At 53.6% G+C, this 25044-nt stretch carries 25 protein-coding genes; 1 reads left to right on the top strand and 24 read right to left on the bottom strand.

Annotated features, from left to right (window positions below; translation table 11 throughout):
• Positions 1–24: 24 nt before the first annotated feature.
• From KXG62_RS01520 to modA, 8 genes are all read right to left on the bottom strand, one after another.
• The gene (locus tag KXG62_RS01520) at positions 25–429 is read right to left on the bottom strand and encodes a FixH family protein (protein WP_218090127.1); all 405 of its coding nucleotides are present in this window, start codon (positions 427–429) and stop codon (positions 25–27) included.
• Positions 430–852: 423 nt separating this feature from the next.
• A complete protein-coding gene (locus KXG62_RS01515) occupies positions 853–1869 on the bottom strand; it encodes a cytochrome d ubiquinol oxidase subunit II (protein WP_218090126.1) in 1017 nt (338 codons plus the stop codon).
• A gap of 13 nt (positions 1870–1882) precedes the next feature.
• Positions 1883–3211, bottom strand: a complete 1329-nt coding sequence (locus KXG62_RS01510; protein ID WP_218090125.1) for a cytochrome ubiquinol oxidase subunit I — start codon at positions 3209–3211, stop codon at positions 1883–1885.
• 215 nt (positions 3212–3426) lie between these two features.
• Complete coding sequence (locus KXG62_RS01505) at positions 3427–5589, bottom strand: sialate O-acetylesterase (RefSeq protein ID WP_218090124.1); 2163 nt, start codon at positions 5587–5589, stop codon at positions 3427–3429.
• A gap of 195 nt (positions 5590–5784) precedes the next feature.
• Complete coding sequence (locus KXG62_RS01500; protein ID WP_246627248.1) at positions 5785–6459, bottom strand: hypothetical protein; 675 nt, start codon at positions 6457–6459, stop codon at positions 5785–5787.
• Positions 6460–6749: 290 nt separating this feature from the next.
• The gene (locus tag KXG62_RS01495; protein WP_218090123.1) at positions 6750–7388 is read right to left on the bottom strand and encodes a Type 1 glutamine amidotransferase-like domain-containing protein; all 639 of its coding nucleotides are present in this window, start codon (positions 7386–7388) and stop codon (positions 6750–6752) included.
• A 157-nt stretch (positions 7389–7545) separates the two neighbouring features.
• Positions 7546–8202: a molybdate ABC transporter permease subunit gene (gene modB, locus KXG62_RS01490; protein WP_218090122.1), complete on the bottom strand. Its 657-nt coding sequence runs from the start codon at positions 8200–8202 to the stop codon at positions 7546–7548.
• Positions 8203–8213: 11 nt separating this feature from the next.
• Positions 8214–9011, bottom strand: coding sequence for a molybdate ABC transporter substrate-binding protein (gene modA, locus KXG62_RS01485; protein ID WP_425517322.1), 798 nt, complete (start codon positions 9009–9011; stop codon positions 8214–8216).
• Positions 9012–9254: 243 nt separating this feature from the next.
• On the opposite strand from modA, the gene KXG62_RS01480 reads away from it, so the two are divergent.
• Positions 9255–10205, top strand: a complete 951-nt coding sequence (locus tag KXG62_RS01480) for a helix-turn-helix transcriptional regulator (protein ID WP_218090120.1) — start codon at positions 9255–9257, stop codon at positions 10203–10205.
• A gap of 108 nt (positions 10206–10313) precedes the next feature.
• Here the strand turns inward: KXG62_RS01480 and KXG62_RS01475 are convergent, their stop codons facing one another.
• The 16 genes from KXG62_RS01475 to KXG62_RS01400 form a co-directional block, all read right to left on the bottom strand.
• Positions 10314–11534, bottom strand: a complete 1221-nt coding sequence (locus tag KXG62_RS01475) for an MFS transporter (RefSeq protein ID WP_218090119.1) — start codon at positions 11532–11534, stop codon at positions 10314–10316.
• 206 nt (positions 11535–11740) lie between these two features.
• Positions 11741–12304, bottom strand: a complete 564-nt coding sequence (locus tag KXG62_RS01470; protein WP_218090118.1) for a nucleoside/nucleotide kinase family protein — start codon at positions 12302–12304, stop codon at positions 11741–11743.
• Between the two features lie 56 nt (positions 12305–12360).
• On the bottom strand, positions 12361–12816 hold the full coding sequence (locus tag KXG62_RS01465) for a GNAT family N-acetyltransferase (RefSeq protein WP_218090117.1): 456 nt from the start codon (positions 12814–12816) through the stop codon (positions 12361–12363).
• Positions 12817–12889: 73 nt separating this feature from the next.
• On the bottom strand, positions 12890–13492 hold the full coding sequence (locus KXG62_RS01460; protein ID WP_218090116.1) for an NUDIX hydrolase: 603 nt from the start codon (positions 13490–13492) through the stop codon (positions 12890–12892).
• A 165-nt stretch (positions 13493–13657) separates the two neighbouring features.
• Positions 13658–13987 carry a hypothetical protein gene (locus tag KXG62_RS01455; RefSeq protein ID WP_218090115.1) on the bottom strand — a complete coding sequence of 110 codons (330 nt, stop codon included), beginning with the start codon at positions 13985–13987 and terminating at the stop codon, positions 13658–13660.
• Positions 13987–16179, bottom strand: coding sequence for a PrsW family intramembrane metalloprotease (locus KXG62_RS01450; RefSeq protein ID WP_246627246.1), 2193 nt, complete (start codon positions 16177–16179; stop codon positions 13987–13989). The genes KXG62_RS01455 and KXG62_RS01450 overlap by 1 nt, the downstream gene beginning before the upstream one ends.
• 304 nt (positions 16180–16483) lie before the next feature.
• Entirely contained in the window at positions 16484–16738 is a 255-nt protein-coding gene (locus KXG62_RS01445) for a DUF2164 domain-containing protein (RefSeq protein WP_218090114.1), read from the bottom strand.
• A 33-nt stretch (positions 16739–16771) separates the two neighbouring features.
• Positions 16772–17230: an NUDIX domain-containing protein gene (locus KXG62_RS01440; protein WP_218090113.1), complete on the bottom strand. Its 459-nt coding sequence runs from the start codon at positions 17228–17230 to the stop codon at positions 16772–16774.
• 168 nt (positions 17231–17398) lie between these two features.
• Positions 17399–18127, bottom strand: coding sequence for a glycerophosphodiester phosphodiesterase (locus KXG62_RS01435; RefSeq protein ID WP_218090112.1), 729 nt, complete (start codon positions 18125–18127; stop codon positions 17399–17401).
• A gap of 30 nt (positions 18128–18157) precedes the next feature.
• A complete protein-coding gene (locus tag KXG62_RS01430; protein WP_425517316.1) occupies positions 18158–18916 on the bottom strand; it encodes a spermidine synthase in 759 nt (252 codons plus the stop codon).
• A 202-nt stretch (positions 18917–19118) separates the two neighbouring features.
• A complete protein-coding gene (locus KXG62_RS01425; protein WP_218090111.1) occupies positions 19119–19484 on the bottom strand; it encodes a hypothetical protein in 366 nt (121 codons plus the stop codon).
• Positions 19485–19709: 225 nt separating this feature from the next.
• Positions 19710–20048, bottom strand: a complete 339-nt coding sequence (locus tag KXG62_RS01420) for a DUF1904 family protein (RefSeq protein WP_218090110.1) — start codon at positions 20046–20048, stop codon at positions 19710–19712.
• Between the two features lie 209 nt (positions 20049–20257).
• Positions 20258–20596, bottom strand: a complete 339-nt coding sequence (locus KXG62_RS01415) for a DUF1801 domain-containing protein (protein ID WP_218090109.1) — start codon at positions 20594–20596, stop codon at positions 20258–20260.
• Positions 20597–20722: 126 nt separating this feature from the next.
• The gene (locus tag KXG62_RS01410) at positions 20723–21454 is read right to left on the bottom strand and encodes an SDR family NAD(P)-dependent oxidoreductase (protein WP_246627245.1); all 732 of its coding nucleotides are present in this window, start codon (positions 21452–21454) and stop codon (positions 20723–20725) included.
• A gap of 290 nt (positions 21455–21744) precedes the next feature.
• Positions 21745–23160, bottom strand: a complete 1416-nt coding sequence (locus KXG62_RS01405) for an MBL fold metallo-hydrolase (RefSeq protein WP_218090108.1) — start codon at positions 23158–23160, stop codon at positions 21745–21747.
• Between the two features lie 119 nt (positions 23161–23279).
• A complete protein-coding gene (locus KXG62_RS01400; protein WP_218090107.1) occupies positions 23280–24965 on the bottom strand; it encodes a glutamine--tRNA ligase/YqeY domain fusion protein in 1686 nt (561 codons plus the stop codon).
• Positions 24966–25044: the final 79 nt, after the last annotated feature.

Raw genomic sequence — 25044 nt, 5'->3', positions numbered from 1 at the left:
CGCCTTTTATTGGGGCACCGAATATTACTTGTCCGTTACGTTCTTCACGACAAGTTCCTTTTCCGGCGTGACATAGGCGTCTTTGCCGGACACCTCGGCCGTTACGCAGTAAATTCCGGCGTCCGGGAACATCGTCTGAATCCGATAATTACCCTCATGCGAGGGACTCGCCGTCACCGTCCTCCGCTTCTCCTCGCCCTTCTTCCATATCTCGAACTTCACTTGCTCCGCATTGGTCACCTTCGTACCGTCTTTCGTTACATGCGCATCGATCAGGATAGCCTTGCCCGCATGCAGCGTTTCCTGCACCGGTTTGATTTCAATCTGAAGCGCTGCGGATTGGCCCGCCGTTTCGGAAGCGGCTGGGGAACAGGCGGCAGTGAACAGCAGGACGACAAACGCGACCAACAGCAAGCTTTTTTTCATCATGATACGTTCCTCCTCAGATGTAAGTGATTGGCGGCGGTCAGGAGCACCAGCAGCAGCATGAACAAGGCAGCGAATCAGCGTGTTGCTTTCAAAGCGTTCAACTTCCTCATCTCCCTGCGTTCACTTAAGTACGTTAACGTTATACTTTACTTTAAAGGCGAATCGCGGCGGTGTCACCATCCGCTGGCCGAGCAAAATACCCGTCCATGTTCAACAAAATGAAACAATTTCGAAGCAGCGCAAACAGCCCCACATCCGGAAATGAAGGGCGCAGCGGTATTTTGCGTATTATGCGCCGCCGAATCACGGCGGACGTTCTCGGACTCTACATCTGCACAAGGTGCCGGATCAACGACAGTAGTAGCACGAAGGCGATGCCGAAGCAAAGCCGCATCAGCCATTTGTCCTGGCGTTCGAAGACGTTCATGCCAGCTCCCCTTTCACGTACCGGGCATTGAACAAGAACAGCCGCAGCAGCAAAATAATCGACGGCACCAGCAGCGCGAACCCGGCGATAAACACCAGAACCAGCGCCCGTCCCATGGCCGGGTTCGTCACGCCCCCGTACACGGTCAAATAAGGATACAGCAAGTACGGAAGATGCGATTGGCCGTATCCGTAAAAGGCGAAGGCGAACTGCAGCATGACCATCACGAAGGCGGCGCCATACGACCGCTGCTTCCAGATGAGTCCTACCGCGATCGCGAAGCTGAGCAGCGATAGACCGAACATCCACCATACATCCAGCGCGCGCTGGAAATGCTCCAGGTTATGATTGCGCAGCGCGATAAAGACGAACAGGCTGGAGATGATCGTAGGAATGCCTCCCCAGAGCGCGAACCGGCGCATCAGCTCAAGCGCATTCCCATCCTTGGCGCGGGCGGCATAGAACGCCAAAAATGTCGAGCTGATGAACAAGACGCTGGACATCGCCAACAGCACGACCGCCCATGAGTAAGCGCTGTAAAACAGCTCCTCCATCAGAAGCACCACTTCATGGCCCCGGACGTCCAGGAAGCCGCCTTCGGATATGGTAAATACCGTCGATAACGAAGCCGGTATGAACAAGCCGGTCGCTCCATAGGCAAGCAGGTAGAACGTATTTTTTTTCACGCCGTAATTGGCGAAGGCGTAGAACGAGCCCCGGATCGAGAGCAGCACCAGTGCAATGCTGCCGGGGATGAGCAGCGCCGTGCCGTAATAATAGGCGGTTTCCGGGAAGAAGCCGACGATTCCGACGAAGAAGAACACGAGAAATACGTTGGTTACTTCCCACACCGGGGACAAATATCTGGAGATGACCGGCCCGATAATCGATTCCTTCCCGATGAGTCTTCCGTAATACGCATAAAATCCCGCGCCGAAATCAATGGAACCGATAATCAGATAGCCGTACAAAAAACTCCAAAGCACAGTAATGCCGAGCTGCTCGATGGACATTTCCGGGACCTCCTCACAAGATGATGCGCTGTGCTTCCAGCTCCAGCTCCGCCGGCTTATTATGAAACAACCGGGCCAGCACGAACAGGCTTACAATGCCGAGCACGGCGTACAGGACGGCGAACATCCAGAAGGTGACGCTGACGTGAGCGTTCGCGGTCGCAGCATCCGACACGCGCAAATATCCCCGGATGATCCAGGGCTGCCTGCCGACCTCGGCATAAAACCAGCCGAGCTCGATGGCAAGAAAGGCCAGCGGTCCTCCCGCCACCATGGCGGTCAGCAGCCAGCGGTTGTATGCATTGCGGCGCTTAACCGCCAGCAGCGCCACAAAACATGCGGACACGGCAAGCAAATAAAAGCCGATGCCGACCATGGCGTCGAACAAATAATGAACGTATAACGGAGGCCACTCGTCCTTGGGGATATCGTTCAGCCCGATGACCGTTCCGTCGGGATCATTCGTGGCCAAAATGCTGAGCGCCCACGGAATCTCGAGCGCGCCGGAAATTTCGCTCGTTTCCTGATTCAGCCGGCCGCCGACAACAAGCGCCGCCCGGCTGCCGGTCTCGAAATGCCACTCCGCGGCGGCGAGCTTCTCCGGCTGCGCTTTGGCCAAAAATTTGGCCGAGGCATCCCCGCCAATGATCGTCACGAGCGCCAGAACCAGTCCGGCAATCATGTTCAAGCGAACCGATTTCCGGTAATATTCGTCCTTTCGCCCTCGAAGCATGGAGAATGCAGCGATCATCGCAAGCAAAAAAGCGCACGTCAGGTAAGCGGAGAACAGCACATGCGCGACCTTAGACGGCGTAGCCGGATTAAGCATGGCCGCGAGCGGATCGATATGCGTCAAGGCTCCGTTCTCATAGGTGAACCCTTGCGGCGTATTCATGAAGCCGTTGACGGTCGTAATGAAAAGCGCCGACCCCGTCGAGCCGAGAATGACCGGCAGCGTCAGCAGCCAGTGTACGTATGGATTGGCGAACCGGTTCCATGTATACAGGTAAATGCCGAGAAAGATCGCCTCGAAGAAAAACGCGAACGTCTCCATAAATAGCGGCAAGCCGATCACATTGCCCGCCAGCCTCATAAATTCCGGCCACAGCAGACTGAGCTGCAGGCCGATGCACGTCCCGGTAACGACACCGACGGCCACGGTGATGACGAACCCCCGCGCCCAGCGGCGTGCCATTAACATGTAATGCGCATCCTTCTTCCTGATCCCCAGCCATTCGGCGATGGAGATGAATACCGGCACGCCGACGCCGACCGTCGCGAACAAAATATGAAAGGCCAGCGTCATTTCCGTCAAACCGCGACTCCAACCGACTGTCCCCATTACGGATCCCTCCTAACCACGCGACTAAGCGCAGGATGCAGCTGCGCTCCAATATATGGTTACTATTCCCAAGGAAATCAAGGTTATGCAATAAGGGTATCGGCCCGGCCGCCACCGGCGAATGCCCAAGAGCCTGGCCCCAATCGGGTCCAGGCTCTCGTGAACGTTCAATGACTCCCTCTGGCTTCCACTGCGCGCCGCGTGGAGTTCAATCCTCATTTCGTTCGATCCGTGCGAAACGGGCTCGCTGGCAGTCCTTCCTTATTGTATAAATTCGCCTCGGGAAAGCCTTCGTACGCATAGCGGACGGCGGCGGGCTCCGGAACGCGATCACTCGATACCACGATCCGCTCTCCGCTGATGACCGCTTCGGCGTCCACGAATTTGTAGTCGGCTCCGCTAATTTTGAACCCTTTCAATCGCTCTCCTTTGACCATCAAGCCGCTCCCGGTATGCGTGAATTCAATTTCCGCCTTCCCGTTCTTCACGGTCATTGCCTTGTAGATCGGACCCATGTACTCGAGCTTCTCTCCGTAGGCGAGCGCACGGGCGATGAGCGACAGCCTGTAGCCGGTCTCCTTCTTGTTGCGCGGATGAATGTTATTCGACTCTCCGTTATCGATCGTTACCGCCATCCCCGTATTGTCCGTCTTCGCCAGGGAAAGCAGCTGTTCTTCGCGAAGCGCGGGAAATTTCGCATTGTTGTAGCTCGACAGCTGTACGTAGATGAACGGAAAATCGCCCTGCCTCCACTGCTTCCTCCAATCCTTCACGAGCGAAGCGAACAATCCGCTGTAATTGGCGTCGCCCAGCGAAGCGTTATGCTCTCCCTGCCACCAAGCTACGCCGGCGATGGCATACGGCTGAAGCGGCGCTATTCTCGCATTGTACAGCAAGGAAGGCAGTTGCCTCTTCGGGTCGGCTTTAAAGCCCGCCTCCTTGACGATGTCCTGCCGCATCCACATATAAATATCGGTGCCGCCAACCGCCGTGGCGATCAGCCCGACCGGGACGCCCAGCTGCTTGCGCAGCTCCAGTCCCATATAATAACCCGTGCCTGAAAACTCCGCCACGCTTGCCGGGGTGGCCGCTTTCCAGTTACCGCCCGGTATATCCCACATCGGCTGCTCGGTCATATTCGTCCTGGAGGTGAACAGCCGGATTTCGTTATCGTTAGCCTGACGTATGTCCTCCGGATCGGCAATGTTTTTCATCAAATACTGCATATTGGACTGTCCGCTTAACACCCAGACTTCTCCGATGAGCACATCCTTGAACGTCAGCTGCTTTTGCTTGCCCTGAACAACCAGCTCATACGGACCGCCCGCCTCTTGCGGCGCAAGCTCCACCATCCACTTGCCGTCTTTCACGGTCGTTTCCTTCTGCTGACCGGCAAGCCGGACCGTCACGCGCTCTCCGTCCGCTCCTTTGCCCCACACGGGAATCGCCTTGTTACGCTGCAGCACCATGCCGTCAGAGAAGACGGACGGCATAACCAGTGCTTGCTCGCTGCCCGCAAGCGCCGCGGCGCTGCTCGGGCGAGCGGCAGGCAGGACCGGCGAAGCCGAAGGCCGCTTCTCCTTCAAGCTGTCCCAGTCGCTGAAGGGGTATACTTTGATCCCCCCGAAGGCGACTTGCGGCTGTATGTCGGCCGAGCCCGACGTTCCGACCTGAGGGCCGACCTCCGCATTTTTCATGATACGGTAGCTTGAGCTGTCCAAGTAGCTGATCAGCGGTTTCTTGCCTGACTCCGGATCTTCCGGGTCGTACAAATACATCGTGAGCGCAACCATGTTCTCATTCGGATTATGGATCACAATGCGCGCCGTGTACGAGGTTCCCCCCTTCAGGATATAAGCCGCTTCCCGCTTCGGATCGGCCGCATTGTTGAACTCCGCCGGCGCGGCCGTATTCATTAGCCTCCACATCATTTTCCCGTTTTCCAGGGTGTACTGAAACGCATAATACTGCTTCTTGGCAAAATCTTTCGTTCGCGGGATGAGCATAACCGACGGTCTTGATGGAGCGCCCAGCCCGTCGGTCTGAAACGTCGCTTCGAAAATGTAATTGTCTCCGTATCCGAGCGTATCCGCCTTCAAGGCGGCGAAGGTCGCCCCGGTCTGCTTGCGCATGACCAAGCCTTGCGTCCCCGCAAGGGCGATATCGGCTCCGGCCGCGCGCTGGAGGAGCCACTCCGGCTGCCCGTCCGCCCCGGCAATCGCATTGCCGCTTATACGCCGATTCGCGAATTCGATCGCGGTGCCGAGTGGCTGTTCATCCTGCGGACGGGACGGCGGAGCCGCCGGCTCCCGCGCATCCGTGCATGCGCAAAGCGCCGCTGTAAGCAAGACAAGCATGATCCATATACGCCACCTCATTATCCAACATCTCCCCTGTACAGCCTATAACGCGACCGAATCCCCATGTATGAAACATTGATGATAACGCTTTCAGTCTTTCGCAATAATATGCTATACTCTTTACGGTTTATTGTCAAAAACATCCTGCTTCATTCCTTTGTTCGCAGCGCATTCGCGCTGCTCGCTTCGCTCGAATCGCCGATGAGCACAGCCTCAGGCCAGCCGATCCAGCCATTGCTTCACGCGCTGCTCGAAATCCGGTTCGTTCCACAGCGTAACGGCATCCCTCTCGCCGAGCCGTGCAACCTGCTCTTGCATAAACCAGTCGCCCAGATAATAACCCAGTCTGCTGCGGCTGAACCTGACGCCGCCAAGAATGGAAAACCATTCGCGATAGATGGAATCCGATGCTTCAATACGGCAAGCCTCGGCAAACGCCGCTTTTATTTCTTCTTTATGCGCCTCCGCGAAAGCGAGCCATTCACTGCCCTGCTCATCATAAGAGAAGTAAACGGAAGGACGAAGTCCGCCAGCTGCCTGTCTTGAAAAATACGTAGCTGCGCCTTCCTGAAACAGCCACACGAGCGGGCTGTCCCAGCGGATGCTCGACCAGTCGATACGAGCGCGTTCGGAAAGTACATGATGAACGGCGTGGCCAAATTCATGGGCAACGATCGCTTTGAGATGGTCCGGGTCTGCGGACAGCTTCTCTAGCGCGAACACAAGATTCGTCTTGCCGCGGTAGTACATGTATGCATTGGAGCCAAAGCCGCCGACAATCAAGTGCACGTCGACAGGCAAATCGATAGCGTATAAGGTACAATACGATTCCGCGATGTCCTCAATGGTCGGCGCAATGCACTCATGCACTTGCCGAATCTTTGCCATACTGCCGGAGTATTGTCGAATGGATTGAAGATGCCTTTCCTCCGTATCTTTGCAATGTCTGGAAAAATATACTTTGAATATGTCCGGGAACGCCGCATAGTACGTCCGCAGAAAACGTACGTCAGGCTCGTAATGGTTCAGAAAGTAAAGAACGGTATCATTGATGTTCAGGCCAATCCCTCCAGGCGATGATCGGGTTTCTCATGGCGGCCAGACTCGCTTGACGTGGCGAAGCCGATACAGCAGACGCCGCTCACTTGGCGTGACGAAACACAGGAGAAGTCGCCCGCTTAGACGCTGCCGATTTTTTCAACCGATTCACCGTTAATGCAGATCGCTTCCGTATCGGTTATCCGCATAACATCGCATTGATGCCTTGATTCGAACTGCTGAATTCTCGCTTCAATCGTCTCTTCATGCGGAAATTTATCATGCCTGCCATAATGCGGAAACGTGATCGTATCATACAGCCGAAGCGCGGTGAAATCCGTCAGCCCAAGTTGGTTCATCTGCGGTGTAAAATGATCTACAATACGAATGTCCGGTCCTAGCACGACCGTACCCGCGCTGATCCCGACTAGCACTACGCCTTGTGTGCTTTGCTCCGTAATGATCCGGTCGGCTCCGCTCTGTCTTAGATGATGCAAGAGGTGGAACGGATTTCCGCCGCTTATACAGATGACATCGCATTCGAGCAGCTGCCTTGCATCTTCAAACTCAACGTCGATCATTTTCACCCGCCGCAATCCCATCGAATCGAATGCCTGCTTCATTTTCACCGTGGGTCGTGCCTGTTCTTTCAGTTGAACCGCTGCCGTTGTAATGATACCCGCCGTTAGCTCCTCCGGATTTCGGCCGATCAGCCCGAGAAACGCTTCCGTGATCTTCGGCGTTGCAAGTCCGGTTGAGGTCAATACGATTTTTCTCATGGTCCACCCCTGCGCTCAATTTATAATAGTATGTATGGCAGTCGCCTTCCATTATAAGGTATATTTTGGTATTCGGGTAATGATATTTTGCTATATGCGATATTCATAAAAGCAAACAAAAATCAAAAAGCCGCCGTTGGGCGACTTGAAAGGAACTCTATTTCCTTGGTCTCGTAAACAGCAGCATAATAAATGAAATGACGATAATGGAACATGACCAAGCCCAAGCCATCGTCGCATTGCCTGCATCAACCGCAACGTAGATCGCGGTCGGAATCGTTTGCGTCTTGCCCGGAATATTGCCTGCGATCATGAGTGTCGCCCCGAATTCACCCAAGCCTCGGGCAAAGCCGAGAATATAGGCGGACACGAGCGAGGGGGCCGTAAGCGGCAGCGTAATGTAGCGGAACACCTGCCATTCGCTGGCGCCGGCCGAACGTGCAGCGCCTTCCACATCGCGGTCCACTGCCGCAAAGCCGACCTTCATCGTCTGATACACGAGCGGAAAGGACACGACAACCGCGGCGATCACGGCAGCCCACCACGAGAAAATGACCGGTGCGGCGAACAGCCACTCGATCCATTGGCCAAGCCAGCTCTTGCGCCCCAGCGCCACAAGCAGCACGAAGCCCACGACTGTTGGCGGGAGGACGAGCGGCAGCATGAATGCCGTTTCCACAAGCGTCTTCCCTCGAAACGATACCCTCGACATGAGCCAGGCCGATCCGACGCCGAGAATCACAACGAGGATGCTCGACAGAAACGCGACTTGCAGCGACAGCCGGATCGGGGTGACAAACTCATGCCAGTTCATTGCAGCGGTCATCACTTAATCGTCGTAAACCCGAACTTGACGAAAATGTCCAGCGCCGGCTTGCTTTGCAGGAAGGCATAAAAATCTTCGGCTTCTTTGCGATGCTTGGTCGCCTTCACGATACCGATCGGGTATTCCACTGCGGTGTACGTTTTCGGATCGACGGCAAACGCAACTTTGACCTTGGAGGACGTTAACGCATCCGTTTTATATACAAATCCGACTTCCGCGTTACCCGTTTCTACATATTGCAGCACTTGCCTGACGTCTTTGGCCTGCACCAGCTTCGGCTGCAAACTGTCCCACAGCTTCTCGTTCGTAAGCGCCTCTTTCGCGTAACTGCCGGCCGGCACACTCTCAGGTATGCCGATCGCGACTTTTTTCACATCGGCTTTGGCCAAATCGGCCGCTTTGCCGACCGGAACTTTGCCATCGGTGGAAACGACGACGACCAGCTCGTTCGTCAGCAGCTTCTTTTGCTGACTCGCGTCGATCAACTGTGCATCGACGAGCGCTTTCATGTTCTTGGCCGCTGCAGACAGGAACAGGTCAGCCGGGGCGCCCTGCTCGATTTGCTGCTGCAAGGCACCGGATGCGCCGAAGTTAAAGTTTAATTTCACGGCGGCGTTTTTCGTCTCGTAAGCTTTCTGAATCTCTTTGAGCGCATCGGTCATGCTCGCTGCTGCAGAGACGGTCAGCTCCACGGTCTGCACCTGCTTCGAACCGGAATCGCCCGCTCCCGGCGTCTGCCCGTTGGCATTGCCTTCGGCCGGTTTTTGAGCCGCACCGCAGCTGGACGAGACCACCATCACGATCAATAAACATAACCAAATCGAACTATTCCTTATATATTTATACACCAAATCCCCTCCATCGTATGGTTTAGTTATAAATAAACATAAGTTATTATACATACCCTGCAAATGATTGTAAACTGGATCCTATGTAAATATATTTCATGCGAAAGCCGTCTCGCATCATTCGACATCATGCGATGTGATATAATAAAGGGCAGTATTGGACGGCATGCAGCCGCCAAGGAGGATCTTGAGATGTCGAGCGACATGTCCTACACCACGGAAGAAATCGCCAAGCTATTGAAAATATCCAAACTGACCGTCTACGATCTGATCAAAAAAGGCGAGCTCGCCTCATACCGGGTCGGCAAGCAAATGCGGATCGACGCCACGGATCTGGAGGCGTACAAGCAGCGCGCACGGACAGCGATGAATCCCGAACGTCCGGCTGCGGTCGGCGAGCCCGTGCGCTCGTCCCTATCCGCTCTCGCGGCCGGATCGCGTCCGATCGTCATTACCGGGCATGACATCGGCCTCGATATATTGGCCAAGCATATGGAGAAGCAAATCCCCGGCATCCGGCCCCTCCGCTCTTTTGTCGGCAGTCTGGACAGTTTAATCTCGATGTACCGGGGGGAAGCGGACATTGTCAGCACCCATTTGCTGGATGGAACGACCGGCGAGTACAACCTTCCGTATATTCGGACGCTGCTCGTCGGGTCTCCGTATCTGGTCGTCAATCTGCTCTCGAGAAATGCCGGGCTCTACGTGCAAAGCGGCAATCCGTTCGGCCTTACGCAGTGGTCCGACTTAAGCCGTCCGGGCTTACGGCTTGCGAACCGCGAGAAAGGTTCAGGCGCCCGGGTGCTGCTGGACGAACAGCTACGTCTCCATGGAATCAAATCCGACCAGCTTGCGGGATATGACGTTGAACACAATAATCATCTTGCTGTGGCGTCCAAAGTGGCGTCGGGTGAAGCGGATGTCGGGGTCGGCATCGAGAAAGCGGCTGCGCTCGTCGGGCAAGTCGAGTTCATTCCGCTCATTCGCGAGCGTTACGATCTCGTTATGTTGAATAAGGCAGATAACGAATATTGGATCCGCCCGCTGCTGCACATCCTGAAATCCGATGCCTTCAAACGGGAGCTTCAGGCGATCTCCGGTTACGATTTGTCCCGCACCGGCGAAATATTATTGGAAACGTAAGGAACGCAAAAAAAATGGACATTTCGCTCCTATTGAACGAAGTGTCCATTCCCTTTTCGTTATGTAGCAAGTTGATCAAACGAACCCCGTGAACCGCCTACAGTCAGTCTACACTTTCCCGGATAACGAACGCAATCGCCGAAGCGACGGGAACAAATACATCCATAGACCGGCGACGAGAATCGTGCCGAGACCGCCGATGAAAGCAGCCCGGGACGCACCGACAAAACCGGCCAGCGTACCGGATTCGAACTCCCCCAACTGGTTCGAGGTTCCGATAAACAGCGAATTCACGGCGTTCACGCGCCCGCGCATTTCATCCGGCGTCTGCATTTGCACTAGAGTCGACCGGATCACCACGCTGACGACATCCGACGCGCCGACCAGCAGCAAAGCAATCATCGATACAATCAGATTGGTCGATACGGCAAAGATCATCGTCGCAAGGCCAAATACGCCAAGCGCCCCGAACAACGTCGGACCGAACGCTTTTTTCAACGGATAATAAGCGAAGAGGATCGTCATCATCAAAGCGCCAACTGCCGGCGCCGTCCGCATGAATCCTAACCCCCATGGCCCCGTTTGCAAAATATCTTGCGCAAAAATCGGCAGCAGCGCGGTCGCCCCGCCCAACAATACGGCAAATAGATCAAGTGAAATGGTTCCCAAAATGACCGGATTGCGATAAACAAATACGAGTCCTGAGAACAGAGAGCTGAGCGACACCGGCTCCAGCCTCCGCTCGATCGGCTCCATCCGGATCAGAATACTCAGGCTGGACGCGATCAACAGCGCGACCGTTGCCGTGACATAGACATAATTGGCGCCTAATGAAAACAGCAGTCCGCCGAGCGAAGGACCCAATATTTGAGCTGTTTGTCCAGCCGAAGTGCTCCACGAGATCGCTTGCTGCAGGATCGACTTCGGCACCAGCTGCGGCAGCAGCGCTGAGGACGAAGGGCCTTCAAACGCACGGCACGCCCCGATAATCGCTGCGGCCAGCAATATTTCATTTCGGCCAAGCCAGTGAGCAGCGTTGCCGAGCAGCAATAAGGCGGCGACCAGTCCCTCGACAAGCTGGCACAAGAAAACAATTTTTCGGCGGTCGAACCGATCCGCCACATGACCGACCACTAATGTCAGCAGCACCATGGGCGCGAATTGCGCTAGGCCAACCAGACCCAGGCTGAACGCATCGCGTGTCAAATCGTACATTTGCCAGCCGATGGCAACGGAGAGCATCTGGAATGAGGTCGAAGACAAGATCCGCGACGTCCAAAATTTCGCGAAAGACGGCTGCCGTAGCATGGAATCCGATGATAGCAGCATTTACAGCTCACGTCCTTTGATATGGTTTTGCAACCTATGCACGTCTATCGGACTCGCCTGCACAAGAGCAAGGAACATTATATCATTGCAACGCGGCATTGTGATAAATTGTTTACGATTGCTTGATGCTCATTTTGTACCGTTTATGCACAAAACGTTCTTGTTTCGAGAACAATCGCGGAGCTCGTTCCGACGTCTGTCCATTCTTATTTTTTATATCGGCTCCCTATTTCCTCTACGATCGTATCGATAATGGTAGTAAGCGGCAGTTCGCCATCAACCACGATGTCGGAATTGGGCTTCACCGTTCTTAACATCTGCATATAGGCCGGCCTTCCACGGTCCAAGTAATGGAGCATGTCGCTAGCGACCCTGTTCATCGTATCTGCCGTATAATCTCTTACAATCCGCCGGGCCATCGCTATATCCAGCGGAGTATCGATGAAGATGGCGAAGTCGATCAGCGACTTCATCTCTTCGTGCAAATAAGCAAACGGGTAATCCATGACGACAAAGTCCAGCGGCGGTTCATGACATAAACTTAAAAACTGCAGCTCGCTCCTAAGCGGCGATAAGTTCCACACATTGCAATCCGCTCCTTGCGCTACCCACTCGCAAAGATCATCAGGCTCCCCGCTGAATTCATAATCGTCAAAGTAAAGGGCTTTCGAACGATCCAGTATTTCTGCCAAGCGTTTCGTTACCGTCGTTTTACCGCCTCCCGATACGGCCGCGACGGCGATTACCAATGGTTTGGGGCGGGTCGTCATAGGCTCCTCCTTTATTCCTCGTTGAGCAGGTTAACCTAAATCGTACGTTGACCATCCTATAGATTCTTACACATCTCGATCGCGCCGCTGCCCCATATTTCGCTGTATCGCTTAACAACGGAAAAGCCGTGCTGCTTATAAAACTTGATCGTATGCTCGTATTGAGGCTTTACGTCAGGCGGAACCGTTAATAACGTAACCCGTTCAAATCCTAATTCGGATGCATGGACAAATAAAGCATGGATTAATTGCGTCCCTAGCCCTATCCCTCTGTAGTCCGGGTGAGTGCCCATTAATGTTATGGAAATGGAGCCTTCCCAGCTCGTAAATACCAGAAATGACCTTAATCTGCCGTCCACTTCGGCACAAATAACGTCTTGGAACAGCAGGTCTCTCCTCGTATCTTCCGGCACGTCCTCCGTAAACCATTCCGGTTGAAGCGAATGAATGACTCCAATGACTTCCTCGACGACAGGCGGGTCCGGTCTGCGATATAGCTTTACTTGTATCATCTTCTACTCCTTCAGATAGGTACGAATAATCCCATGAATTCAAGAATGTCTGCCGGATACGACAGTTTGCATTTCAATTGTCGTCGCAAAGATAGATCAATGCTTCAGCCGTCCCGATTGGGTAGAGCACGGTATTTTCATATACATTCCTACCAACTATTCTTGCTCCTTCTTGAATCAATTGCCGGACGCTAGCCCTTCTGGCCCCATTCCTCACTTGTTCCGCTGACATGATGATGATTCCGGAAACTTCATCATCTTTATAAATTTGCGGCAATCGATCAAGCAGCGCCTTGTAAATGACAATATGGTAAACCCCGCCTTCTCTCGGGCTTCCCGGTGGATGAATCATTTCGAAGATGGCCAACGGTTTTATCCCATCATCCACTTTGATAATCCGGCTATTCCTATGGAAGTCGATGTATACCGTTTTACAGCTGCTCTCATATTCAATGGGCATCCCAATTTCTTCGTTTGCCTCCCGCCTCCCGCATTCCAACAAACTTTCCCCTGGCTCCAAATGACCTCCGACACCTGCATAAAACATCTCTTCAACGGGGGTGTCATTCATATGCCGTTTACCGGGAAGGAAGAAGAGGTACTCGGCCGTTTTTAAGCGTAAGGCGAGCCCTACGCCAATCTCCGCATCATTGGGTATATAATCCAATATGTTCACTGGAATCCCCTGCTTTCCTATGTACGCGTGTTTTCAAGACTACTTTTCAATATATTCAAGGAATCTCACTCAATATCCTTTTTATGGATCTCGATATTTGCATTCCATATTACAAAAAAAAGATGGCACAGGACCGCAATCCGTGCCATCCATACCCTCTTTCACTCACCCAATATACACAACCGCTCCGTCCCGCTGCAGCATCTGGGGCAGCGCCGTCAGCAGCATTTGGATGCGGCTTAACAGTTTCTCCATTCGTTCACCGCCAGCTTGCTCTAGCGCCCACTCTTTCAATCGGTTCAGTTCGTCCAACACCTCAGGCAGATCTTGTTTCTCGATCTCGATCCCCGTAGAGAATAAAGGAACCCACTTCAAGCCCAATGCCTCTGCCGGCGGTTCCCAGCATTCCGCGAAGAATGCCTCCGCCGCGACCGGTACGTGGAATTGCCGTTCGGCATCATTGGCGGGCTCCGGTATAAAAGCGCTTATCGACATCACGGCTTCCCTCCAAACAAAACATTAAATGTATAATCCGGAAACTCCGTTCTCAGCTGGTTCAAGCTGTTTTCGACGGCAGCTCGCAGCTCGGGCGTGTCGCCGTCAAGCCGGAACACGAAGTCGCGGATCGACTTGATCTCGTCCAGATGCGGCACTTCGGAAGATCCGTGCGCCGTCGGCCGGGTGGCCGCTGCTTTTTCCAGCATATTCTGAATGCGCACTCGCGTTTTCCCGAGAATTTGCTTGTCGGCAAATTGCTGCGGCGTCTGCGCGGGCTGTCCCGTTCGCGGATTGATGCGATCCAGCCCTTTGGCTGTCTTGTCTTCATAAAAAATCCGCTCTTCCAGATCGATTTCGTCGAACTCACCAAGCGGATTTCCCCGGTGATCTACAATTTCGACCTCGTTATACTTTTTCCCTGCAACGGTCGCATGATCGTCACGTTCTTCATCGGCCCGGTCTCTGTTCGGCGTCTCCTCTTCCGGCTTGCGGGGAGTGTCCGGCTCATCCGAGTGATGGTGAGGACCGGGTCCATCGCTTGTTGGCCGTTTATTCGGAATGTCCACATCCGGCCGTCGGAAGCCGAGCTTTTCCAGAAGCTTGCGCACGTAGCCGCGCCCCTTCTTCCCTGCCCATTGGAAGGCTTTGCCGAACGGAATCCGGCTCAAGAGTATGCCTGTCGCTACGGCAAGCGCATTCTCGGGCGTCAGCATTTTCTTCGGATCACGGATATAGTCCGCAATCGTATGACCACTGCCGGCGATGCTCCCCGCGGTTAATGCGATGCTCACAGCCGGCCAAAAACCGACGAACAGCAACGACAAGGCGAGCGCGCCGAGTAAAATGCCGCCTTGTTCATACCATTCCAGCCGATCCCACCAGTCCTGCAACTGATCGAACATACAGGTGAAGCATGCCGCTCCATCATTCGCCGGCGAATACGCCGTATCGGAAACACCAAGAGCAGCAGCAGCAACTAAGCCAACAACGATCACTACGAAGGCCAGACTGGCCAGCGCCCGGTAACATGCGTTCATTCGTTTCTCGATTTGACCTTGCCGCCCGGATGCCTCTGTGTTGCCGTACAGCAGGTGAAATCCAAGCTCGCGGCGTTCCCGGTAAAAATCGAGCCAATAGGTAAACCGCCTGCGGTCATGGAATAGGGAAACGCTAATGTTCCACAGCTCCGTGAACGGATTGAACAATGGCTCGTTCGGCAGAACGGCAAGCCGATCCCGTACTTTGCCCAGCGCCATATAATCGGCAATCAGCGCGCCGGCCAGCATCAATAAGAACACCGTCCGCGTCTTATACCCGTCGCCGGTCCAGCCATGGATCGTAAATATCCAATCGGGCAGCTTGTGCTGGCCGTTATAAGCGGCATGATCCAGGATAGACCAGAGCAGCATCAACGCCGGAAACCCGTATATCCATGGCGCCCATCGCTTCCGCAGCCGGTAGGCGATTCCGCAAGCCAGCGTGATCATCGCGGTATGTACGGGATGACTGACGGTCATCAGTGTAGGCAGCAGGCTTTCTTCAAACCGGCCGGGAAACAGCGAGAACACGTCCCAGTGAATCGTCTCGCCGCCCAGCAGCGTCGTGCTGTACCCGAAGGTTCTGCCAATAATACCGGAATTGAGCCAACGCCGGGACAGCTCCTCCATCAATTGAAAGCCGATACCGGAGGCAGCGCCGATCAGCGTATAATCGCTGAGGCTCAGCGCGGAAGCGCGCCGCGAGAACAGGAGGAACACACCCAGCGGGAGCAGTTTCCACAGCTCTTCGAAGATTGGCGTAATGACGGCAGTAGACCATGTGTCGGATGTTTTCCCGCCGAAGACCAGGTGAAAGGTGCCAACCGTCAGCGCCGTGACCGGCACGACAACGAATACGCCGGAAAGGACGAACAGAACAACCGGCTTCCACGGCAATGTTTTGCTCCGGCACAAAAACCAAAATTGCAGCAGCACATAGAACGACCACAAGTATTGAACGAGCATCGTTCGCGACTCTCTGACGAAGAACAAGCTGATGACGAACATCGCCAGGGAAAACCACGAGAACATCGTATACGCCGTCCGGATGAACGGATATTTCGCAATCCAGGCTTGGCAGGCCCGATACATCGCTTCAACTCGATCCCGGATTTCGGTTCGAATCGTCCAAATCGTATTCAGATGCGTCACCTCCCCTATAGGCTGCTCCGGTGAAGAGCGACGTTTATGCTTGAAGGCCAAGCGCGATCACAGATTTTCGTGTCCGAGCATTATTCATTCACGCGTTATAAAGAACAAAAGAAACTGTATATCATCATATTGTTCGAATGAAAGGAATATTTTGGGTCTTTTGATTTAAAATGAATGAGTATCCGTACAAAGGCATGCTTCCATGAAAAATCCGCCCGGTTCCCCGAGCGGATCATGAAAGTCTCATCCTCCCCACCGTGAGACGACAGGGCGGAGAGCTGGGAGCGTCATATGCTCCCGTTCGCTACCTCTTGCGTTTGTGAAGCGGCTTTTCCAGCGAGTACATCTCGTCCTCCATTTGATTCATCTTCTCGTTGATCAGCACCCGCGCGTCGGCGACAGCTTTGTTGTAGATGTAGGGTCCCAGCTCCTGTATCATGTAATCGATCAGCTGCTCCGCCGCCAAATCCCCGATCGATTCGGATCGCTCCTGTTCAAAATACGCTTTCACGCTGCCAATGATTTGCTCCTTCTCTTCTCTGGGCAATTTGATCGTCATGGACACGGTTATCTTCCTTTCATCGTCATAGGGTCATGTTCTTAGCAGCGTCGTGATGCCGCTCTTCAGATCCTCGAATACCGGTCGTTGTACGGTACTGATCTCGTTGATATCGATGTCTTCTATAGGCTTAAATTCCAGTTTCAACGATTCCCGGGCTTCGTCGGCATACAGAAGTGTCGTGTTGTCTTCCGCAAGCTTGCCGGTCAAGTCCGCCTCAGCATGAAAAAGGAACATCACAAACACGACTTCATTCCCATCGGGATATTTGTACTTCATTCGATGGCCGCTGTATACCGAGTAGAGCTCGCTTCGCGTTACCACAAGCCCGGTTTCTTCAAGCACTTCCCGAACCATCGTTTCCTCGATCGATTCTCCCGCATGCATTCCTCCGCCAGGCAGTCCCCAGTTGCCGTAGTCCGATCTTTTTTGCAGCAAAATTCTGCCCTGCTTGTCTTTGATCACGGCACCGCCGGTCACGACTGTTCTCATCTGCCATTCTCCCTCTCCGCCGAATACGAGCCTTCTTTAATATTACAGCACAAGAAACATGAACTTACCGTACGGCCAAGTTAACAAAAGCCCTCGGGGATGAAACCGTTGCTGCGGTTTATACCCAAGGGCTGCCTTCATCGTTTCCACCTGCATCGATATCCTGTCTTACGGTTGCCCAAGCGCTTCCCGGTTTTGCTCGTAAAAGCGCTGCCATTGCTCCAGCATGTTCGTCGAAGCGAGCGCTGACGGGTATTGCTGCAGCAGCTTGTTCATCACTTCCTCGGTATCGATCGGGTTCGCGATCACCTGAATGCCTTGCTCGACGCATTCCTGCACATACGCTTTGGTCAGGTGCTTGTGGGACATCCACAAGTAGCGCGAGCGAAGCTGTTTCATGAACGGAAAGACGCAAGGGGACAAGCATCCCAGGATGAGTCCGATGTCGATCCCTTGGTCAAGCTCCCTCATTTTCATCAATGAATAATGGTCGAACGAAGTCACGATGATCTGGTCGGTTACATTCAGCCGGCGAATCACATCCAACGCTTTCTCTTCGATACCCTCATACGCTTGTCCGATCTGCTTCAGCTCCAGAAATACGGATATCCGTCCTTGGCACAACCGAAGCGCTTCCTCCAGCGTCGGGATCGTCTCCTGTTCCCCTACCGTAAACCGCTTAAGCTCCTCTAACGTATAATCTTTGACCCGGCCTTTGCCGTTGCACATCCGGTTGATTGTCGCATCGTGAATGACGACGGGAATGCCGTCCTTGCTTAAATGAACATCCAGCTCCAGATGCGAATAATGAGCATCAAGCGCCGCTTGAAACGAAGATAATGTATTTTCCGGATGTACGGTCGGATAACCGCGATGGGCTATGCCTTTAATGGTCATGAGGTTTCACTCCCTATGATAATGTATGAATTAACAATGCTGTTCCGTGCTCCGGTCCAAGAGAAGATGTCCTTGCTCCCACTCCATCTCGACAAACCCGGCCATCTGCCTCATATCGAATTCAATCGGTCGGCCGCTGCCGATCAGTATGATGTTCCGCAGGCCGGACGTCTCCGCTCCGGGAAGCATAAGCGCCTTCGTCTCCGTGAATACCGCTTTCAGCGTCGTAAGTATCGCGGCGATTCGTTTATCGTTTCTGGGCCTTCCCATAAGATTCATGATCATGGTTCCTCGGACGTTCAGTTTTTCCTTCGCCAGCTCGAAAAACGGCTTCGTCACGAGATGCGGCGGCGTCCCTTTCGCGGAAAACGCATCCACAATAACCGCATCCAGGGCATTCGCCGCTTCTTTCTCCAGAAGCTCACGGCCGTCTCCAATGAGCACATGGTCGGAACGATAGTTAAAATAGCGCCGGCTGACTTCCACCACCTGCGCATCGATCTCGGCGACCGTAAATCGCTTGTCCGGGAAATGTCCGACGATCGTGCCGATCCCGTGACCGATAAGAAACCCCTTTTGCAAATACGGATGGTTATGCGTGAGAATGTGGATGATGGCTCTAGGATATTCGAGAATGATGCGGCTGGCATGCTTCAGATCGACAGCGCCTTGAATGGCTCCGTCAGCAAATTGCAGGCAGCGGAATTTCCCCATCTCACCGTACAGCTCGGTCGTTTCGTACACGGATATCTCGTTATACTCGCTTACTTCTCTCGTTACAAGATGCAATTCGTCAATCTCCTTCATCAACCGGCAAGAACGATGCTGAGCGCAAAAAATGCACGCCGTACTTGAACTCATCCCTAATATTAACAGAATAAAATAATTTGGTAAATTATCCAATGACGATGCTTCCGTACTCCCTTTTCTATTAAACGATAACGCAGCAAACCGGCTGTATTCCAGCCGGTTCGAGAGCGATGGGATGATGCTATTTTCTGCTGACCAGGATCGTTTCTTCTTTGCCGTTCCACTGCACGTGCAGATTGAAATGGTCTTCTTCCCGATACGGCGCCACTAGCGTCGATTTGCCGCTTAGGGTCAAATGTTTCGCCAATTCATCGCTCTTCCCTTGGCTGTCGAAATTTTTGCTGTTTTTGAATGAATAATAGACTTGGGTTACCGCCGGACTTTCGCTGCCGATATAGCGGATCGCGAATGCTTTTTCCTTAGCGGAAGGTCTTATCGTACAATCTACGCTCCAATTGTCGCTCTTCCCGGTAAATTCGATCGGTTTCGCGCATCCCGCCAATCCGATTAGGCTAAGCGCCAATAGAACCGCTAACCACCGTTTCATCATCATCCCCCCTCCTGGTTATTCGGCCGCTTCGAATCCATTCCATCTATTTAACGAGTATATCCTCCAAATCTTAACAGAAACCGGGGGCATTTCTTATTCATTTCTTATTCATTTCTTAACTAAGGAAACGTTCCTCTACAATCCCGCCAACGCAAAAAGCCGACACGGCTTCATCGCCGGTGTCGGATTCGTGGTGAGAACATTTGTTAACATGGGAAGAGCTCATCCAAGATGATGCTCCGGAATAACCTTAAGCGGCTTGCCTTCTTTATAGTAAAGCGTGGGATAAAGAATAACGAAATAAATATGAACATGATGGCATCCGAACTCATCGAAGAGTCGGTTCATCGCCGAAGCGAGGGCGTCATGGGTCTCCTGCTCTCGTTGAAACATTTGGATTTCCACGGATAAAGGCGAATGGGTGATCTGCATGACCGGGAGCAGTTCGATCTTCACTTTCTCCTTCGGAATGTTGACGATATAAGCAAATTCGTCTACGATCAGCGGCGACATTCGTTCCAGTGCTTCACGCTGAAATCCTTTGAAACGCAAATACGGCACAAGTATCCCTTCATTCTGTAAATGGTGTCTATCCTTGTGATTTTAATCACAAATCTATCGGAAGTCAACCCTGCGTAAAACAGATGCGTAAAACAGAATGCGCATACCTGCCGATGCTCACTGGTCAAAGCAGCGACAAAAAAAGCATCGCAGAGTCACGGCTTCCGCCGTGATCTCCGGATGCTTAGGCTGATACTCCAAGCTGCCGCTTACAGCGAGCTCGAAGCTTGTACAAGAAGCTGGGATAGCAGGCTGTAATCCGGTGTGTCCCCTTCGCGGATTTTGAGCCATTTGCGCTCGGCCGGCCCTTCGAACTGTTTCGGGACGTCCAGACCCGTCGCGTTCATAATCATAAACGCAATGGCATCCTTGGATGGCGAAATGACGGCAGCGTAATGCCCGTTTTTCAGAAAATGCGGCTTTTTGTACTGAATCCGTTCCTCCACTCCCGGTATGCATTCATGGACCATATGGCGAAGCTGCTTGGACACTTCGACCTGCCATGGCTGATTAAGACTTTCGATAAATGAAACGACTTCTTGATTCATTGCTGCTGCTCCTTCCTACACCTTCGATCGGATATGTCCGTTACTGTGGCTCGCTCCATAAGTATAGCATGCACGGATCCGGGTCATTTCTTATATATTGCTATTTATTGCTATGCTCGAGCTGCGCTACCATGGCAAGACGTTGCCCGTATCCGCTTCCACATACATCGGCAGCGGCTGGATCTGTTCCCCGAATTCGCCGATTCGCTTCATAATATTCGCTGCCGCTTCCTCCGGCGTATACGTTCCCGCATCGTTCCAAACACCACTCATCCGCGTCTTGACCCATCCCGGATGAATCAGCAGCACCCGCCCGCCGTCCTTGCGCATGCGGTTGTGAATCAGCGTCGAACCCATATTCAGTGCGGATTTGGCCATACAATAGCCGAACCAGCTGTCGCGGAAGCTGTTGCCGATGCTTCCCGCTTCGGATGAAATGTTGACGATCAGCTTGCCGCCGTTCATGACGGGCATGATCAACGCATTGCACATACGGACCGCACCAAGCGCTGACACATTGTACACGCGCTGAATCTCTTCAAAGTCGAGCTCGTCAACGATCGTATTCTTCGTATCCCCGAGAATCGCCGCATTGTTGATGAGCAGATCCAGCCGATCCGTGCAGCTCCGGATCAGCTCCGCCGCCTGCCTGACACTCGAATCACTTCCCACATCCAACACGAATCGATGCAGCCGACCCGGGCAAGCTGCCGCGAACGCGTCCAGCTCCATGTTGTCCTGTTGAATGCCTCCGGCAAACACCGTATATCCCTTAAGCAGCAGCGCCTGGGACAAAGCCAGTCCGATGCCCCTGTCCGCGCCTGTGACACATGCCGATTTATTGACATTCATGTTCATGTTCTCCACCACTCCTGTACCCGGATTCGTGTGATATCGCGGTTGCTCCGTGAACAACCGGGTTCAATCCCTCTCAATGCGATTGATCTCGCAATAAGTGCGTTCCCCTGTTCCGTTCGTCCCATCGAAGCCTGCCTTCATTATACGGCCTGCACCGATGCTCAACAATACGAATAGTGGCGAATACCCCTTGCCCGCCCTTACATCCAACAGCAAAAACCCTCAGAGAGAAGTCCTCTGAGGGTGGTTCACAGCGCATTGGAACGAACGGCTGTTCGAAGCAGCCGCGTTTATTGTCCCGCAGCGACGGAGGCGGCCTCAATAATGGAAGCGACTGAAACGGTCTGCCCTTTTTCCGGAAAAAACGCCTTCACGCCTCGCGTATCCAGCGAGCGCGGATGCGGGCTGTGCAGCGTAATGACCGCTTTCGGCGCGATCCGCTCGACCAGATCGGAGATCGCTTCGGGATGGGCATGCCCGCCGTTGTTCAGCGTATGTCCGGTAATGCCGAAGGTTTTCAAAAATTTGGCCACATCCTTGTGGTCGACCTTGACGCTGTAGTCGGACTGAATGAAATGCGAGCAGCCCTGCAGCTGACCAAGCGTCTCCAGCTCGATCATTTGCGCCAAATCCGGGAATTTGAAGAAGTACAAATACTGATCCTTATGCTCGGCGACTTCCTCCAGCGCGACCGTATCGTACGGCACAGTCATGCCGTCCGTCACCGTCGCGTCCAGCACCCGGATCTCCGCGTTCAGAGCCGGATGGCCTTCCAGAATGCGCAGCCCTTCCTGATTGGCTGCATGCCAGATCAGCGCGTGAGACGATTCCATGACGATTTTGCGCCCTTTCTCCACGGCGATCGCGATCATGTTCGCCATCCGCTCAAGGTCCCTCGGCGACATTTGCAAATAGACGAGTCCTTCCGCCGCGCCGATCCATTCGGCAAAATCGTTCAGCAGTTCATCTTCCGGCTGCTGATAGGAAGGAACGGCTGCCGGATCGGCCGGCAGGCGCGTCCCTTCGGTAATCAGCACATCGATGCCCTTGTTCCGGCAAAGTTCGATGAACCGGTCGATTTTCTCCGGATGCTTGCCTTGACGGCGCCAGTCTCCCGTATATGCAATCTTATAATCGCCGCTGTCGATAATAAGGCCGGCTGCGCCCGTCGCATTGTGATCCATCTCGACGATCTGAATCGTGAACTCGCCGAAATCGATGATGCTCAAGTCTTCGCACGCTTCGATGCGCGCCGCCGTATCGGGATAATGGCCGCCCGCCACGATGCCCCGGTACAGCGCGTAGGAATCGTGATTCATGTACACTGGAAGATCCGGGTTCGCATACGGAAGCGCGCCGATATGGTCGGTATGCATATGTCCGATGAACAGACTGATTCGCTCGTATTGCGGGAATTCGCGGTCGCTCCAGACGCGGCTCACAATCGCCGGGTCGATCCCCTTGATCTGCTGCGGGTCGTACAGCTCCAGCAGCGGCGCGGTCATGCCGCCCAGTAAAAATTGGCGGATTTCCCGCCCGGTTGTCGCGCCTACAGGCTCGTACAGTGTCGTTTGTTTGGGAAACAGCAGCGAGCTGTGCTCAATGCCGAAATCGAATAAAATCGCTTGCTTGCCTTTGCCGTATAATACTTGTACGCCTCCCGACTTGCTTACCCCGCCAAAAAATGTCAACTGCCCTTCGTGCAAATCGATCTCCTCCAATATGAGTTAAATGGTATAGTTCCGAAAGAGAGAAGCTGTTCCATTTCATCATACAAAGGAGACCCGGGATCGAACATACAGGAATGAAACATAGTACATATACTTTATTTCAGCGACTTGCCCCAGCTGTCCTTCAGCGGCACGATCCGGTTGAACACAAGCTTCTCGTTCGTTGCGAGCTTTCCATCTACGCTGAAATAGCCGTGGCGGAAAAACTGAAATCTTTGTTCCGGCCGGACATCTTGGACGTACGGCTCCAGGAGCGCGCCCGGGATGGCGACAAGCGAACCGGGATTGATCACATCCGCCCAGTCTCCGCTGTCATCATCGGGAATATCGTGGTTGAGCAGCAGCGATTCGTACAAATGAACGTCCGCTTGGATCGCATGCGCAGCCGTTACCCAGTGAATCGTCCCTTTCACCTTGCGTCCGGTAAAGCCGGAGCCGCTCTTCGTCTCCGGATCGTACGTGCAGCGAAGCTCCGTAACTTCACCCGTAACCGGATCCTTGATGACGTCTTCGCATCGGATGAAGTACGCTCCCTTCAGCCTCACCTCCGCACCCGGGCTTAACCGGTGAAAGCCTTTCGGCGGCTGCTCCATGAAATCGTCCCGCTCGATATAGATCGTTCCGGAGAACGGCACTTCTCTTTTGCCGAGCGCCTCGTTCTCGCTGTTGTTCTCGATCGTCAGCATTTCCGTTTCATGCTCCGGATAATTGGTAATGACAACCTTAAGCGGCTGCAGAACAGCCATCACACTGACCGTCTTTTCCTTCAAATCTTGCCTGAGACAATGGTCGAGCAAGGAAATATGCACCGTGCTTTGCGTCCGGATGCTGCCGATTTCTTCAATAAAGCTGCGGATGCTTTCCGGTGTAAACCCTCTTCTCCGTAAGCCGCGAATCGTCGGAAGCCGCGGATCGTCCCAGCCGTCCACATATTCTCCGGCCACCAGCTGGCGCAAAAACCGTTTGCTCGTCACGACGCCCGTCAGACTGAGCCGGCCGAACTCCCTTTGCCGCGGCGGCTCCTCGATCTTCAGTTCGCGGAGCACCCAGTCGTACAGGGGACGATGGTCTTTGAACTCGATGGAGCATAACGAATACGTAATCCCTTCGATCATGTCTTGAATCGGATGGGCAAAATCGTACATCGGATAAATGCACCAGTCGCTGCCCGTCCGGTAATGCTCGGCATGAATGATCCGGTACAGGACGGGATCGCGCAAATTGATGTTGGGCGAAGCCATGTCAATCTTGGCGCGAAGCACCTTGGAGGAGGCTGGATAGACGCCTTTCTTCATGCTCATGAACAACTCCAGATTCTCCTCCGCCGAACGGTTCCGGTAAGGGCTGTTTTGGCCCGGCTCGGTCAGCGTGCCCCGATAGGCCGTCATCTCCTCCGGAGACAGCTCGCATACGTATGCTTTCCCTTGCTTGATCAAGGTTACTGCGGCCTCGAATATTTCATTCGAGTAATCCGAGCCGTAATAAATATACTCTCCGGGGTCGTAGCCGAGCCATCGGATATCGTCAATGATCGCATTTACGTATTCGATGTCCTCCTTCAGCGGATTCGTATCGTCGAAGCGCAAATGAAACGTTCCGTTGAACCGCTGCGATACCGAATAGTTCGTGTGAATGGCATAAGCGCTGCCGATATGGAGATAACCGTTAGGCTCGGGCGGAAACCGCGTGCACATCTTTCTTCCGAACGGATCGCTTTGCAGCTCCTCGGCAATCAGCTTGACGATAAAGTTTTCCGCGGCGTGGTCCTTTTCATAGCCCATGGTCGATTCCTCCCAAATGTAGATGCCGGTGCGGCGATGATGCAAAAACAAAAAAACTTCGCGCCCAAGACAAAATGTT

Origin of the sequence: Paenibacillus solanacearum (assembly GCF_910593845.1) — a bacterium.
Classification (GTDB): domain Bacteria; phylum Bacillota; class Bacilli; order Paenibacillales; family NBRC-103111; genus Paenibacillus_G; species Paenibacillus_G solanacearum.
Note: the sequence above shows the minus strand (reverse complement) of the source record. Positions and strands in the feature narration are given on the sequence as shown.